The 14,282-nt window shown below is 69.3% G+C and carries 12 protein-coding genes and 1 pseudogene; 5 read left to right on the forward strand and 8 right to left on the reverse strand.

Annotated features, from left to right (window positions below):
- Positions 1-836: IS110 family transposase (locus JHD63_RS09490; RefSeq protein ID WP_198970506.1), on the forward strand; the 836-nt coding region annotated here is incomplete at its 5' end.
- Position 837: 1 nt separating this feature from the next.
- Here the strand turns inward: JHD63_RS09490 and JHD63_RS09495 are convergent.
- The 4 genes from JHD63_RS09495 to JHD63_RS09510 form a co-directional block, all read right to left on the reverse strand.
- Complete coding sequence (locus JHD63_RS09495; RefSeq protein WP_198970507.1) at positions 838-2,091, reverse strand: 3-hydroxybenzoate 6-monooxygenase; 1,254 nt, start codon at positions 2,089-2,091, stop codon at positions 838-840.
- Entirely contained in the window at positions 2,088-2,792 is a 705-nt protein-coding gene (locus JHD63_RS09500) for a fumarylacetoacetate hydrolase family protein (protein WP_198970508.1), read from the reverse strand. Before JHD63_RS09500 ends, JHD63_RS09495 begins: the two co-directional genes overlap by 4 nt.
- Positions 2,793-2,803: 11 nt before the next feature.
- Positions 2,804-3,856 (reverse strand): gentisate 1,2-dioxygenase, encoded by a 1,053-nt coding sequence (gtdA, locus tag JHD63_RS09505; RefSeq protein WP_198970509.1) that lies wholly within the window; start codon positions 3,854-3,856, stop codon positions 2,804-2,806.
- A gap of 185 nt (positions 3,857-4,041) precedes the next feature.
- On the reverse strand, positions 4,042-5,007 hold the full coding sequence (locus JHD63_RS09510; protein ID WP_233167870.1) for a LysR family transcriptional regulator: 966 nt from the start codon (positions 5,005-5,007) through the stop codon (positions 4,042-4,044).
- A 196-nt stretch (positions 5,008-5,203) separates the two neighbouring features.
- Here JHD63_RS09510 and JHD63_RS09515 point away from each other — a divergent pair, with 196 nt between their 5' ends.
- The 4 genes from JHD63_RS09515 (at position 5,204) to JHD63_RS09530 (ending at position 9,892) form a co-directional block, all read left to right on the forward strand.
- Positions 5,204-6,448: a metal-dependent hydrolase family protein gene (locus JHD63_RS09515; RefSeq protein WP_198970510.1), complete on the forward strand. Its 1,245-nt coding sequence runs from the start codon at positions 5,204-5,206 to the stop codon at positions 6,446-6,448.
- A gap of 60 nt (positions 6,449-6,508) precedes the next feature.
- Complete coding sequence (locus JHD63_RS09520) at positions 6,509-7,699, forward strand: M24 family metallopeptidase (protein ID WP_198970511.1); 1,191 nt, start codon at positions 6,509-6,511, stop codon at positions 7,697-7,699.
- 109 nt (positions 7,700-7,808) lie between these two features.
- The gene (locus JHD63_RS09525) at positions 7,809-8,783 is read left to right on the forward strand and encodes a Bug family tripartite tricarboxylate transporter substrate binding protein (RefSeq protein WP_198970512.1); all 975 of its coding nucleotides are present in this window, start codon (positions 7,809-7,811) and stop codon (positions 8,781-8,783) included.
- A 215-nt stretch (positions 8,784-8,998) separates the two neighbouring features.
- Positions 8,999-9,892, forward strand: a complete 894-nt coding sequence (locus JHD63_RS09530; RefSeq protein ID WP_198970513.1) for a LysR family transcriptional regulator — start codon at positions 8,999-9,001, stop codon at positions 9,890-9,892.
- A gap of 62 nt (positions 9,893-9,954) precedes the next feature.
- On the opposite strand, the pseudogene JHD63_RS09535 reads toward JHD63_RS09530, so the two are convergent.
- The 4 genes and pseudogenes from JHD63_RS09535 to JHD63_RS09555 all read right to left on the reverse strand — a co-directional run bounded on the left by JHD63_RS09535 (position 9,955) and on the right by JHD63_RS09555 (position 14,196).
- Positions 9,955-10,715 (reverse strand): annotated as a pseudogene (locus JHD63_RS09535) (HpcH/HpaI aldolase family protein).
- A 15-nt stretch (positions 10,716-10,730) separates the two neighbouring features.
- Positions 10,731-11,702 (reverse strand): Bug family tripartite tricarboxylate transporter substrate binding protein, encoded by a 972-nt coding sequence (locus JHD63_RS09545; protein WP_198970516.1) that lies wholly within the window; start codon positions 11,700-11,702, stop codon positions 10,731-10,733.
- A 278-nt stretch (positions 11,703-11,980) separates the two neighbouring features.
- Entirely contained in the window at positions 11,981-13,069 is a 1,089-nt protein-coding gene (locus JHD63_RS09550; RefSeq protein ID WP_198970517.1) for a hypothetical protein, read from the reverse strand.
- Positions 13,070-13,077: 8 nt separating this feature from the next.
- On the reverse strand, positions 13,078-14,196 hold the full coding sequence (locus JHD63_RS09555; protein WP_198970518.1) for an MBL fold metallo-hydrolase: 1,119 nt from the start codon (positions 14,194-14,196) through the stop codon (positions 13,078-13,080).
- Positions 14,197-14,282 lie beyond the last annotated feature (86 nt).

Consider the following 14,282-nt stretch of genomic DNA (forward strand, 5'->3'; position numbering starts at 1 on the left):
TGTGTCAGTTGCTCGTGCCGCTGGCCCCCAGGCTGATCCTGCTGGAGGCCACCGGCGGCTACGAGCAAGACCTGGCACTGGCCTTGGCTGGCACAGGCTTGCGGGTGTCTGTGGTCAACCCACGCCAGGCGCGTGACTTTGCACGCTGCGTGGGCAAGCTGGCCAAGACCGACCGCATCGATGCGCAGGCGCTGCGCGGCTTTGCCTCGATGCTTGACGCGCAGGGCCACGAGCCTCGCGCCCTGGCCGACGATGAGCGCCGCGAGCTCACGGCCCTGGTGGTACGCCGCAGGCAACTGGTGGCGATGCTGGTGTCCGAGCGCCAGCGCCTGGGCGTGGCCCACCGCAAGGCCAAGCCCAGCATCCTGGCGATCATGGATGCGATCGCAGCGCAGTTGCATGACGTCGAGGGCGAACTCAAGGCGCATGTCCAGGCTCACCACGCAGACTTGGCCAAGCTGCTGACCTCGGTCAAGGGCGTGGGGCCGACGACGGCTTACACGCTGTTGGCACAGCTGCCCGAACTCGGCCAGCTCAACCGCAAGCAGATCACGGCCCTGGTCGGCCTGGCGCCCATGAACCGCGACTCGGGAACGCTCAGGGGCCAGCGTCACATCTTCGGCGGACGAGCCGACGTGCGAAAGGTGCTGTACGTCGCAGCTCTGGTCGGCACGCGCTTCAATCCGGTCCTCAAGGCCTTCCATGCCAAGCTGCTGGCCGCAGGCGAAGCCAAGAAGGTCGCCCTGGTCGCCTGCATGCACAAGCTGCCGGTCATCCTGAACGCGATCGCTCGCACCAGATCGCCTTGGCGCGATGACTTCGCTGAGCGTCTTTGAGCTAGTCATTCAAGATGGTTGCTGTCGTGGGGGATGGGATTTCGCCGCCGCGACCAACCGCCGCATCCGCCAGGCAGTTGTCTGGCCGCCAGGCATAGAGCCATTCGAGAGCGTCGTGGAAGCGCGTGGGGCTGCGGTCCGGCCAGAGGCTGTTGCGCACCAGGCGCTCCACGCCCTTGGCGTGGTAGAGCCGGCCCATTTCGCGTACCGACAGCACCACGCGCGCGGCGCGGGCGATGCGCGCCGACTGGTAGAGCCGGAAGGCCGCGGGAAAGTCGAAATCCCGCGCCTGCACCGCCGCGGCCAGCGTGACCGCGTCCTCCAGCGCCATGCAGGCGCCCTGCGCCAGGTACTGCATCATGGGGTGGGCGGCATCGCCCAGCAGCGTGGCGCGGCCTTCGCTCCAGCGCTCCACCGGGTCGCGGTCGGCGGTGCTCCAGCGGCGCCAGGAGGTGGGGCGGTCCAGCAGTTGGCGCGGCCGGGGGTGCACGCCCTGGAAATAGGACAGCACCTCCTCCTTGCTGCCGTCGGTCACGCCCCATTCCTCGCGTTCTCTGCTGTGGAAGGTGACCACCAGGTTGTACTGCTCGCCGCCGCGCAGCGGGTAGTGCACCAGGTGGCAGTCGGGGCCGGCCCAGACCACGGGCGCGTTCATGCGCAGGTCGTCGGGCATGTCGGCCACCGGCACCACGGCGCGGTAGACGACGTGGCCCGAGACGCGCGGCGCGTCGCCCAGCAGCTTCTCGCGCACGACCGACTTCACGCCGTCGCAGCCCACCAGCGCGGCGCCATGGAAGCGCCGGCCGTCGGCCGCCGTGGCGCTGACGCCGTGTGCGCCGACCTCCACCGCCGCGATGCGCACGCCGGTGTGCAGCCGCACCAGCGGATGCGCAGCGGCCGCGGCGTGCAGGGCGCCGTGCAGGTCGGCGCGGTGGCTCACCGCATAGGGGTTGCCGAAGCGCGCGCGGAACGCCTCGCCCACCGGGACCGAGGCCACCTCGCGGCAGTCCACGGCGTCCATCATCACCAGGCGCTCGGTGAAGACGGCGGCGCAGCGCACCTGATCGCCCACGCCGAGCGCGTCCAGCGCGGCGAAGGCGTTCGGGCCCAGTTGCAGCCCGGCGCCGATCTCGCCCAAGTGGGCGCTCCGCTCCAGCAGCGCGACCGGCTGGCCCTGCCGCGCCAGCGCCAGGGCGCAGGCCATGCCGCCGATGCCGCCGCCCACCACCAATACGGGTGTGCGTTCGAGGCTCATGCGATCCGCACCGCCAGCGGCGCCAGCCCGTCGATGCGCAGCGTGAGCGTCTGGCCCGGTGTGACCGCGCCCACGCCCTCGGGCGTGCCGGTGAAGATCAGGTCGCCCGGCTGCAGCGTGAACAGCGTGGACAGGTTGGCGATCACCTCGTCCACCGACCAGATCAGGTGGGCGATGGTGGCCTGCTGGCGCACCGTGCCGTCCACGTCCAGCGCGATGCTTGCGCAGTGGACGCCCGGGGCCTGGGCGCGCCGGGTGATGGGGCCGACCGGCGCGGAGAAGTCGAAGGCCTTGCCCACTTCCCAGGGCCGGCCTTGCTCGCGCGCGGCGATTTGCAGGTCGCGCCGGGTCATGTCCAGGCCGCAGGCGTAGCCGTAGATGTGGGCCGCGGCGTCGGCGGCGGCGATGTCGCGGCCGCCCTGGCCGATGGCCACCACCAGCTCGGCCTCGTAGTGGTAGTTCCTGGTCAGCGGCGGATAGGGCAGGGTGGCGGTACTGCCGGCCGGCACGGGGACGATCGAGGCATCGTCATTGGGCTTGCAGAAGAAGAAGGGCGGCTCGCGCTCGGGGTCGAAGCCCATCTCGCGCGCATGCGCCGCGTAGTTGCGGCCGACGCAGTAGACGCGGCGCACGGGGAACCGTTCGTCGGTGCCGGCAACCGGCAGGCCGACGATGCCCATGGGGGGAACGGCAAAGGACATGGTGGTGGGGGTCAATCAAATTGCTCGCGGTGGATGCCGATGGCTTCCTGCACCGGCCGGTCGGAGAAGCTGAACAGCACGGCCTCCTCATCCGCCTCCAGCCGCAGCATGGCCCACGAGGGCACGACGAAGGTGTCCTGCGGGCCGAAGGCAAAGCGCCGCCCGCCGATCTCGGCCGTGCCGCGGCCCTCGACCACGCTGTAGACCGCGCCGTCGGTGGCACGGTGGCCCTGGCCGCGAAAGCCGGCGGGCAGCAGTTGCAGGCAGGTCTGCATGGTGGGCATCGGCGAGCCGCCGGTCAGCGGGTTCACGTAGCGCAGCTTCCAGCCCTGCCAGGCATCGGCGGCCTCCGCCTTCTGCAGGGCCGCCAGCGCCTCGCGGCTGCGGGCATAGGGGTAGCAGTAGAGGGGCGAGGTGCGCGAGCGGTGCGTGTGGCGCACCGGCACCATGTTGTGGCCGAAGCGCGCAAAGCTGTGGCCTTCGGGCCTGGCCACCGTCTGGGATTTGGCATTGTCGTTCTCGGCAAAGCCGGCGTCGAAGAAGCGCACCAGCGGAATGTCCAGCCCGTCGAGCCAGACCACCGGCCCGCTCTCGCCGTGCAGGCCCTCGTTGCCGTGGTCATGCCAGGCCCAGGAGGGCGTGATGATGAAGTCGCCCGGGTGCATGGTGGTGCGCTCGCCGTCGACCGTGGTGTGGGCGCCCCGGCCATCGACGATGAAGCGCAGCGCCGACTGCACGTGGCGGTGCGAGGGCGCGACCTCGCCCGGCATGATCAACTGCAGCCCGGCATACAGCGACTGCGTGATGCTCGAGCGGCCGGGCAGACCGGGGTTCTCCAGCACCAGCACGCGGCGCACCGCCTCCTCGGCACTGATCAGGTCGGCCGACTCCATGAGGTAGGGCTTGATGTCCGCATAGCGCCAGAGCGCCGGCACGCAGGGGGACGCGGGCTCGCGCGGCACCAGGGCGTGCAGCTCTTCCCAGAGCGGTGTGAGGTGCAGCGCGCGGATGCGCTCGTAGTAGGCCTGGCGCGCAGCGCGGGCCACGGTGCTGGGGTTGTCCATGGTGTCTCCTGGGCGGCCGGCCGGGGCGGGGTCCGTGCCGCAAGCCAGGCATTTTTCCGCCCCGCCACTATTCGCTCAAGCGCATGGTGCAATACTTGCCATTGCGTTTTTCAATAGTGGTGCGCCGACCCGGATGCTTCACGCGCTACCCCACCGGCCGTCAGGCGACCGGGATGACGCCCCCGTTAGAGGCGGGCAGGGGCGATGCGAGAAGGCGGATCGCGCGCCAGCCGTTCGACGAGCAGCGCTATGAACCACTGGTGCAGTGCCGAGGTCTCGTGCCGCTCGTGCCAGAACAGTTCCACGGTGCGCGCTGGCGCCGCCAGCGGCGGCGCAACGCGCTTGAGGCCGGCCGTGCGCACCGTTTCGAGGCCCTCGGACCAGGGCAGCACCGCGATCAGGTCGGACCGGCGCACGGCCTCGTAGGCCGCTGAGTAGTGGCTCACCGTTGCCACCAGGTTGCGCTGCAGTCCACGGCTTTGCAGCACCCGGTCGTAGATGGCGCCGGCAGCGCCGGTGAGGCTCACGTCCAGATGGCGTGCGTTCAGGAATTTCTTCAGCGGGACCCTGTCCAGCTTCGCGAGCGGGTGGTCGCTGCGCATGAAGCAGGAGAACTCCACCATCCACAGCCGGCGCGACCGCATGAAGCCCGGCCTCTGCACGTCGTCGTTGTAGGTCCCGATCGCGAAGTCCGCGCGGTTGTTGTCCAGGGACTGCCCGAAGTCCACCACCGTGCCGGCAAGGGCATGCAAGCGCATCCCCGGCGCGATCTTGCCAAGCCGCTCGAGCAGCCGCGGACCGACGATGCAGGCCACGTAGTCGGTCATCGAGATCGTCACGCGTGCGTCGCTGTGCAACGCATCGAAGGTCTCCCCCTCGAGCGTGCCTCGGATGATGCGCAGGGAGCGGGAGAGCGAGGACCACAGCTCCAGGGCGCGCCGGGTCGGACGCACGCCCGTGCCGCTGCGCACGAACAGTGGGTCGTCGTAGGTCTCGCGCAGCCGGCGCAGCGCGTTGCTGACCGTGGGCTGGGTCAGCGAGAGCTTGTCGGCGGCCCGCGTGACGTTGCCTTCGATGATCAGAGCCTCGAACACCTTCAGCAGGTTGAGGTCGGCGTTGCGGTAGTTCACGGACTGGAGCACCCGGACCATTCACCGGATCGATGAACCGAATTCAGCATATAAATTTTTCTCTATCTGATTCTGCTCCTACTCTAGCGCGACCAGATGGCGTTCGGGCCATCGGCCATCCACACATCGGAGATTCGTTCATGCCCGAGGAGGCTGGCAACAACCCTGATAGTGCCTTGGCTCTCCGCATTCCGCTTCCTTCCATGGCGCAGACCTCATGACAAAGACCCTGCTCATCAAGAACGCCCGCCTGCTCGATCCGCTCAAGCCGGAGTTGCAGGACCGCCACGACATCCTGGTCGAAGGGGGCACCATCCGCGAGGTGTCCGACAGGCCCATCGCGGCGCGCGACGCGCGGGTCATCGACGCAGCCGGCAGGACGGTGATGCCCGGCCTGATCGACCTGCACGTGCACCTGGTCGCCGTCGAGCTGAACCTGATGCGCCAGGCGCTGATGCCCAACGTCCTGGTGACGCTGCGCAGTCTGCCCATTCTGCGCGGCATGCTGCGCCGCGGCTTTACGACGGTGCGCGACGCCGGCGGCGCCGGCTACGCATTCAAGCAAGCAGTGCAGTCGGGGCTGGCGCAGGGGCCGCGCCTGTTCGTCTCCGGCCGCGCGCTGAGCCAGACCGGCGGTCATGGCGACGGGCGCGGGCGCTCGGACTACCTGCTGACCGGCGACGTGTGCCCCAATTGCGCGCGCGTCGGCGCGATCGCGCGCGTCGCCGATGGCGTGGACGCCGTGCGCAAGGCCGCGCGCGAGGAGCTGCAGATGGGAGCGGACCAGATCAAGATCATGGCCGGCGGTGGCGTGGCATCGCCCACCGACCCGGTGGATGCCCTGGGCTACGGCGAGGACGAGGTGCGCGCCATCGTCGCGGAGGCGACGGCCCGCAACACCTACGTGCTGGCGCACGCCTACACCCCGGCCGCGATCGAGCGCGTGGTGCGCTGCGGCGTGCGCACGATCGAGCACGGCAATCTGGTCGACGCGCCGGCCGCAGCGCTGATGGCCGAGCGCGGAGCCTACGCGGTGCCGACGCTGGTGACCTACGATGCCCTGGCCAAGGAAGGCGCGGCCCTGGGGCTGCCGCCCGCGAGCGTGGCCAAGGTGGAGCACGTGCGCGGGGCCGGGCTGCGCGCACTCGAAATCTACCGCTCGGCGGGCGTGAAGATGGGCTTCGGGTCCGACCTGCTGGGCGAATCGCATCGTCTGCAGAGCGACGAATTCCGACTGCGGTCGCAGGTGCTGTCGCCGGCAGAGGTGATCGCCAGTGCCACCCTGGTGGGCGCCGAAGTGCTGGGCATGGGCGACCGGCTCGGCCGCCTGGCGCCAGGGGCGCTGGCCGACCTGCTGCTGGTCGACGGCGATCCGCTGCGCAGCCTCGATTGCCTGCTCGGGCAGGGCGAGCGCATTCCCCTGGTGATGAAGGCCGGCGTGGTGGAGTTCGACGCGCTGTAGCCCGCGTCCACCGCCGTTCAGAAACCTGCCGGACACCTCCGGCTCCTTTGAGGAAGCAACATGCCCAAGCTGACGCAAGCCGTCTGGCAGTACCGCCATGACAGGATGGTCCGGTTGATGGACGAACTCGCCGTCGATGCGCTGGTGTTCACCACGGCCGACTTCTTCCAGTTCGCGACCAACTTCCACACCGACGTGCAGCCCTGGGAGCGGCCGATCTTCGCGGTCGTGCCGCGCCAGGGTGATGGATTCCTGATCATGAACGAGCTGTCCACGAACCACATGCGCTTCTCCACGGAAGCCGGCAAGGTGTGGATCACCGACGTCACGTTCTATGCCGAGCACCCCATGGTGCAGGGCCGCCTGCCGCTCGTTTCGCAGCTCCCCGAGATCCTTGCCGAGCGCCTGTGCCGTGCCGGCCTGCGCCGCTCGCGCATCGCCCTGGACGCCGCCGGCGGCGCGATGGCGCAGGTGCAGCGCCTGCTGCCGGACCTGGCCATGCGCGTCGCCACCGCGGAGGTGCGCAGCCTGCGCTGGCAGAAGCATGCCGAGGAATTGGCGGTCATGCAGGCCATGGCCGGACTGACGGACTGGCTGCAGGACCGCTACCGCGAAGCCATCCGGCCCGGCCGTCTGGTGCAGGAGATGGACTGCGCCATGGCCAGCCTGTTCGTGCAGGAAGCCGCCGAGCGCTTTCCCGGCGAGCAGTTCGAGGTCGTGCGCTGCTGGACGCTCAGCGGCCCGGCCTCGGCCTCGCCGCACGGCGACGGGGCCTCTTGCGGCGCGCGCATCCGCGAAGGCGACGTGCTGGTCAACATCGTGATCCCCCGGCTCAACGGACTGACGATCGAGAACGAGCGCACCTGGTTCTGCGGTCGTCCCGATGCGCAGAAGAGGGAGCTGTGGACGGCCGCGCGCGACGCGACCGATGCGGCCATCGGCGCGGCCGTAACGGGCCGGCCCGTGTGCGCCATCGACGCCGCGGCCCAGGCCGTCATCGAACGCGCCGGCTTGGCTCACTGCATCCGCCACCGCACCGGCCACGCCATCGGCATCGTGCACCACGAGTATCCGGAGGACATGGCATTCAGCCAGCGGCTGCTGCTAGACGACGAAGTCTATTCGGCGGAGCCGGGACTGTACGTCTACGGCGTGGGCGGCTTCCGGATCGACGACACGGTCGTCGTCGGCGCCACTCCGCGCGTGCTCACCGCCACCCCCAAGTCGCTCGACTACGCCACCGTGGACTGAGCGGCTCCGAGCGCATCGCCCATTCCTGCCCTGTACGCCAGAACACCCCTGCCGCTCGCTCCGACAACGGGCGCGGCGGCTTTCACAACCTACCGACCTCGACTTCATCATGACCATCCGCCGCTGCATCCTCTGCGCATTTGCCGTGGCAGCCTCGCTGCTCGCCGCACCCGTCTACGCGCAGGCGGTTCTTCCCAGGCCGATCAAATTCGTGGTTCCGCAACCGCCCGGTTCGGGGCCGGACACGCTGGCGCGCACACTGGCCGATGTGCTCGCAAGAAAGCTGGGCCAGAGCGTCGTGGTGGAGAACCGGCCCGGCGCCAACGGCACGCTGGCTGCCGCCTACGTGCTCTCCCAGCCCGCTGACGGCCTCACGCTGTTCCTGGCCGGCGTCTCCAACATGTCGTGGAACCCGCACCTGTACCAGTCGCTGCGGCACCAACCGGCCCGCGACTTCACCGGCGTCGCCGTCATCGCCGACACTCCTTTCGTGACCGTCGTGGCGCCGAGCCTGGGCGTGAAGACGCTGCCGGAACTCATCGCGATGGCCAAGGCCGACCCGAAGCGGCTCAGCTTCGCATCCGCTGGCATAGGCAACTCCACCCACCTCGCGACCGAACTGCTCATGCTGCGCACCGGCATCCAGATGCAGCATGTACCCATCAGCGGCGCTGGCGGCCCCAATGCCGTGACCAGTGTGATGGCGGGCGATACGCCGGTGATGACGACCGTTCCCGTCGGCGTCGTGCCGCTGGTCAAGACCGGCAAGCTCGTGGCACTGGCCGTGACCGGCGAGCGGCGGCTGCCGCAGCTTCCCGACGTGCCCACCTTCAAGGAGCTGGGCATCGACATGGAAGTGCCCGGCTGGTATTCGGTGGTCACGCGCGCAGGAGTGCCGGGCGACACCATCGCGCGGCTCAACGCCGAAATCAACGCGGCGCTGGACACGCCCGAAATGAAGGAGCGCCTGGCGGGCCAGATGCTGACCGCCGTCAGGTCGACTCCCGCCGATGTCCTGAAGCTCACGCAGCGGGACTCGGCCGCGTGGGGCCCCCTCATCGACCGCCTGGGCATCGCGCAGTGAGCGACACGGATTCGCGCTGCGCCGGTTCCGCCATGCCGCGCTGCCGGCATGACGGCGCATCGGAGAACCATCGTGCCGAGCGCGGCGCGGGTTCCGCGACTTGACGTAAGCCGGCCGCCGATCCGGCCGCGCCGCGCGTGTCATCATGCATTTCACCCTGACGCCGGCCCCGCGTGGGATGAAATGGATGGTCACACGCCAGGAGGGAGGCAAGCATGGCACGGCTCGATCTGGAATGGCTCGCGGTGTTCGACGAGGTCTACAAGACCGCCAGCGTCACGCGCGCGGCCGAGCGCCTGGGGCTGGCGCAGGCCGCGGCCAGCACCGCGCTGAACAAGCTGCGCGCGCATTTCGACGACCGGCTGTTCAGCCGCACCGCGCGCGGCATGCAGCCCACGCCGCGCGCCCAGGCGCTGTACCCGGCGCTGCGCGAAGTGCTGGCCCGGCTGGAGTCGGCCCGCGCCAGCCCCAGTGCTTTCTTGCCGGCCGAGGCCGAGCGCACCTTCCGCATCTGCATGACCGACATCAGCGAGATCGTGCTGCTGCCCGCGCTGCTCAACCACCTGCGCAGCGCCGCGCCGCGGGTGCGCATCGAGGTCGAGAAGATCGGCACCGACAGCGCCCGGCGCCTGGAAGACGGCGAGGTCGACCTGGCCGTGGGCTTCATGCCGCAGCTCGATGCGGGCTTCTACCAGCAGGTGCTGTTCAAGCAGAACTTCGTCTGCCTGGCCGCGCAGAGCCATCCGCGCATCGCCGCGCGCCTGAGCAGGGCCGCCTATGCGCGCGAAAGCCACGTGGTGGTCATGGCCTCGGGAACCGGGCATGCCATCGTCGACAAGGTGCTCGCGCGCGCCGGCGTCGAGCGGCAGGTGGCGCTGCGCGTGCCCAGCTTCCTGGGCGTGGCGCGCATCGTCGCCGAGACCGAACTGATCGCCACCGTGCCGCTGCGCTACGGCCAGGTCATGCAGACGCGCGAGCCGGTGCGCATGCTGCAACTGCCGCATGCAATGCCGCACTACGGCGTCAAGCAGCACTGGCACGAGCGCTTCCACACGGACCCGGGCAACGCGTGGCTGCGGCGGACGGTGGCGGGACTGATGGGGGACTGAACTCCAGGACATGCTATCTGCAGGTATCGAATGCCATCCTGTCCCTCGCCGAGACCCTTGGTTCAGCCCATGGCTTCCAGCAGCTTCTGGGCATGAGTGCGCATGCATCCGAGATCGCTGCCGATCCCGACGAAACGGGCGCCGGCGCTTTCATAGAACCTTGCGGCGTAGATGTTCGGCGCGAGTACGCCGGCCATCCTGCCGTGCGAACGCACCTGCTCGATGCCTGCCTGGATCCTCGCGCGCACGTCGGGGTGTTCGGTTTGTCCGAGCAGCCCCATGTCCGCCGAGAGGTCTGCGGGGCCGAAGAAGATCATGTCCACTTCTGGCAGCGCGGCGATGCCGGCGATGGCCTCGAAAGCCTGGCAGGTCTCGATCTGGATGCCAATGGCGATCTCGTCTCCGGCAGCCTGCAGATAGCCCGCGCGGGCGCCATACCAGGCTGCGCGTCCCGCCACGGACACGCCGCGCACGCCTGCGGGCGGGTAGCGTGTGGCGCTCACGATCTCGCGGGCCTCATCCACGCTCCGCACGCAGGGGAATAGAAAGTTCTTCACTCCGGCGTCCAGCATGCGCTTGATCAGCACGCGGTCGTTGGCCGGCGGGCGCACCATGGGGGCGACGGCGCTGCTGTCCAGCACGCGCAGTTGCGAGACGATGTCCGGGAGTTCTTCGGCGCATGCTCCATGTCGAGCAGGAACCAGTCGTAGGCCAGCGTGGACAGCGCCTCGACGGCGGTGGCCGAGGTCATGGAACACCACAGCCCCGTCAGCCGCTCGTTGGCATGCATGCGTGCCCGCAGTTCGTTGATCTTGCAGGCCATGGCGCTGCGAACTCCTCAATCAATCGTGACCTTGGCAGCCGCGGCAATGTCGTGCCATTGGCGCTCGTTCCTGGCGAGGAACTCCGCGAAGTCGCTGGTTGAACCCGTGGCCACTTCGTCACCCTGCTGATTCAGCCGTTCCTTGAGTTCCGGGTCGCGCATGGCCTTTTCGTAGGCGGCCTGCAGCTTGGCAACGACCGGCGCGGGCGTGCCGGTCGGAACGAAGATGCCGATCCAGCCGGTGAGGTCGAATTGCGCAATGCCCGCTTCGCTCACGGTCGGCAACTGAGGAAAGGCCGCCGAGCGCCTGAGGCCCGTGGTGGCGAGGCCCTTGAGCTTGCCTGCTTCGATCTGGCTGCGGACGTTCGGAATATTGGTGATCGAAAACAGTGTTTCGCCCGCGATCATCGACGTGGTGGCCGGTGCGCCGCCCGTGAACGGGACGTGGACAAACTCGGTGCCTGTAAGGGTCTTGAAGTACTCCCCGGCCAGGTGCACCAAAGTGCCGTTGCCGGTGGATGCGTAGTTGTAGGCATTGGGCGATGCCTTCAGGTAGCTCACGAAGTCCTGAACGCTGCTTCCCTTGAACTGCGTGGAGGTGGCGAGCACGAAGGGCGAGGACGTCAGCTGGAGGACGGGTGCCAGCACCTTCGACGGGCTGTAGTCCATCTTCCTGTACACCGCAGGGGCGATCGAGATGGGCCCCACGCCTGACAGCAGCATTGTGTAGCCGTCCGGCTTGGCAAGGCTGACCAGCTTGCCACCCAGCACGCCGCCGGCGCCTGGCTTGTTGTCCACCACCACGGGCTGCTTCAATTCCTTGCCGACCTCCTTCGCGGTCAGGCGCGCGACGACATCGAAGGCACCTCCCGCCGCGAAAGGCACGACGAGTGTGATGGGACGGTTGGGGTAGGTGCCCTGGGACTGGGCCGAAAAGGTCAACAGCCCGGCCAAAGCCGGAAGTGCCAGCCTGATTGCGGTGCGCATGCTTGTCTCCTCCAAACAGTAATTTTGGAGGACTATAAGTGCGAAATCGGAATTTTTTGTTCCGATTTTTGGAATTAAATGTGAGTGATGGCTTCTTGATACCGGAATTGCCCGGAGGGCGCGGGCGGTGGCCCGCGTCCAAACAAGGCGTGAGCGTAGAACTTTTGCCGTACAAGCTATAAAAAATATAGCTAATAGCCCAGGTCATACCTGGGCTGCAGCCGCTTTTTGCTCAAAACGCGCCGCATTCCCCCCAAATACGGTGGATGCGGAGCCCCTCAAGGCCCCAGCAAGGCCGTGCGCGCGGCGGCGGAGGGGAACACGCAGGCCACGTCGTGTGCGCAGCCCGGCACCACGGTCACGCTGCGGCGCTTCCCGGGCGCCAGCAGCGTGCGGTCATACCAGGCGTAGGCCTGCCCGCGCTGCAGGCGGTACGGTCCCTGCGCCTGCGCGGCGCAGGATTTGTCGAGGATCTTGTAGAAGGTACCGCTCGCGTCGCTGCTGTCCAGCGCACCCTGCAGGTAGTGGATGTCCGCCGCCGCATAGCGCGCGCGGGCTTGCGCGGCGCTGCGCCCGAGCGCGGCGGGCAGGGCGTCGGTGCCGTACTTCCAGCGCGTGAGCGACGGGCAGGCGGCCGCGTCGGTCGGCGTCTGCAGCCGGAAGCCGCAGCCGCCCACGCCGTCGGCGCCGCCGCTGCACTGCGACCAGTCCACCGCCTGGCCGTCCTTCACCGGCTGCGGCCGCACCGGGTCGAAGTACAGCCAGGTGCCCGGGTCGGACACGACGTAGCGGACCGCCGGGCCGCCCATGGGGGGATCGGCGGCGAAGCCGATGGCGTGCTGCACCATCTGCGCTCCGGCGGAGAAGCCGGCGATGGTGATGGTGCGCAGGCCGGGCCACTGGCGGTGCAGCTCGGCCACCAGCGCGTCCAGCGCGGCGAAGGAGGTCAGCGTGCTGCCGCGCGCGGCGGCGCCCTCGATCCAGGAACCGCAGGTCCAGAGCAGGTCGCCGTCCTGCGCGGCGGGCACGCCCGCGGTCTGGCACTTGCGCGCATCGTCGGCGGCCACCTGGAATACCGGAGCCACCACCAGCGTGCGTTCCATGGCGCCGGCCTGCCGCACCGCGCGCAGGGCCGCGTCGAAGGTCTTGTTGGCGTCGCGCGGATGGCCATGGACGGCAATCAGCGCGGCGCTGGGCCCGGCGCCCGGCGGTTGCGACGCGTAGTAGCGCAGGCGGCCCTGCGCGCCCGCGGGCTGGAAGCCGGTGTAGCAGGCCTCCACGGCGGCCTCGGTGCAGGCCGTGGACCGGGCGGAGGCGCCGGCCGCCGCGAGCAGCAGGCCGAGGGCGATGAGCGCGCGGCTGCGCATGGCCGGACTCAACGCAGCCCCTGCCACCAGCGCAGGTTGCTGCGCGCCTGCCCGACGGTCAGGACTTCGCCGATTACCGGCGTGGCCAGCGCGATGCTGCGGGACTGCGCCCGTTCGGCGATGCGGTCCAGCGGCTCGCGCCAGGGGTGCATGGCGAGGTCGAAGGTGCTGTTGTGCACCGGGAACAGCACCTTGCCGCGCAGGTCCTCGAAGGCCTGCACACTCTGCTCGGGCGTCATGTGCACGGCGGGCCAGTAGGCGTCGTAGGCGCCGTTCTCCACCAGCGCGAGGTCGAAGCCGCCGAAGCGCTCGCCGATCATCTTGAAGCCAGGGAAGTAGCCCGAGTCGCCGCTGTAGAAGATGCGTTGGCCGCCGCTCTGGAGCACCCATGACGCCCACAGCGTGCGGTTGCGGTCGGCCAAGCCGCGGCCGGAGAAATGCTGCGCCGGCGTGGCCGTGAGCTTCACGCCGGCGTGCTCGGCGTCCTGCCACCAGTCGAGTTCGGCCACGCGCTCGGGCGGCACGCCCAGCGCCGCCAGCCGCGCGCGCAGGCCCAGCGGCACGAAGTAGTGCTGCACCCGCTGCGCCAGGTATCGGATGGTGGCGGCGTCCAGATGGTCGTAGTGGTCGTGCGACAGGATCACGCCTTCGATCGGCGGCAACTGCGCCAGCGCGATCGGCGGCGGGTGGAAGCGCTTCGGGCCCAGCCACTGCACCGGCGAGGCGCGCTCGCTGAACACCGGGTCGATCAGCCAGTACTTGCCTTGCAGCTTGAGCAGGTGCGACGAATGGCCGAGGCGCACCACGTGGTTGGCCTGGGCGTCGAGCGCGTCCAGGGCCGTACGCTCCAGGGCGCGCACCGGAATCGCGTCCACCGGCACGGTGCCGCGCTTGCTGCCGAAGAGAAAGCGCGACCAGATGCGCCAGGCGCTGGCCGTGGGCTGCGCGTCGGGGTTGGGCATGTTGCGAAAGCCGCCGTCCTTGAACTGCGGCGAGCGTTCATGGCGTGCCTCGCTCCCCGTGCCGCAGCCCGCCACGAGGGCGCAGCCCATCGTGGCGAGCAGCGCGCCCCGTCGCAGGAAACGGGGCAGGCAGCGCCCCTGCAGACTCGGTTCGTCGTCAGCCATGAAAAATCCCTTGGAAGCGGTGCTGCCCGACCGCGCCGGGCGAGCAGAAGAGGTGCGTCCGGCCGACGCGGGCGGGCGGCGATTCG

It is taken from the genome of Xylophilus sp. ASV27, from assembly GCF_016428875.1.
Classification (GTDB): domain Bacteria; phylum Pseudomonadota; class Gammaproteobacteria; order Burkholderiales; family Burkholderiaceae_C; genus Xylophilus.

Bases quoted from the DNA above. Each gene is read 5' to 3' on its own strand.
- JHD63_RS09495 (WP_198970507.1), bottom strand. From the start codon at position 2,091: ATGAGCCTCGAACGCACACCCGTATTGGTGGTGGGCGGCGGCATCGGC.
- JHD63_RS09500 (WP_198970508.1), bottom strand. From the start codon at position 2,792: ATGTCCTTTGCCGTTCCCCCCATGGGCATCGTCGGCCTGCCGGTTGCC.
- gtdA (WP_198970509.1), bottom strand. From the start codon at position 3,856: ATGGACAACCCCAGCACCGTGGCCCGCGCTGCGCGCCAGGCCTACTAC.
- JHD63_RS09510 (WP_233167870.1), bottom strand. From the start codon at position 5,007: ATGGTCCGGGTGCTCCAGTCCGTGAACTACCGCAACGCCGACCTCAAC.
- JHD63_RS09515 (WP_198970510.1), top strand. From the start codon at position 5,204: ATGACAAAGACCCTGCTCATCAAGAACGCCCGCCTGCTCGATCCGCTC.
- JHD63_RS09520 (WP_198970511.1), top strand. From the start codon at position 6,509: ATGCCCAAGCTGACGCAAGCCGTCTGGCAGTACCGCCATGACAGGATG.
- JHD63_RS09525 (WP_198970512.1), top strand. From the start codon at position 7,809: ATGACCATCCGCCGCTGCATCCTCTGCGCATTTGCCGTGGCAGCCTCG.
- JHD63_RS09530 (WP_198970513.1), top strand. From the start codon at position 8,999: ATGGCACGGCTCGATCTGGAATGGCTCGCGGTGTTCGACGAGGTCTAC.
- JHD63_RS09545 (WP_198970516.1), bottom strand. From the start codon at position 11,702: ATGCGCACCGCAATCAGGCTGGCACTTCCGGCTTTGGCCGGGCTGTTG.
- JHD63_RS09550 (WP_198970517.1), bottom strand. From the start codon at position 13,069: ATGCGCAGCCGCGCGCTCATCGCCCTCGGCCTGCTGCTCGCGGCGGCC.
- JHD63_RS09555 (WP_198970518.1), bottom strand. From the start codon at position 14,196: ATGGCTGACGACGAACCGAGTCTGCAGGGGCGCTGCCTGCCCCGTTTC.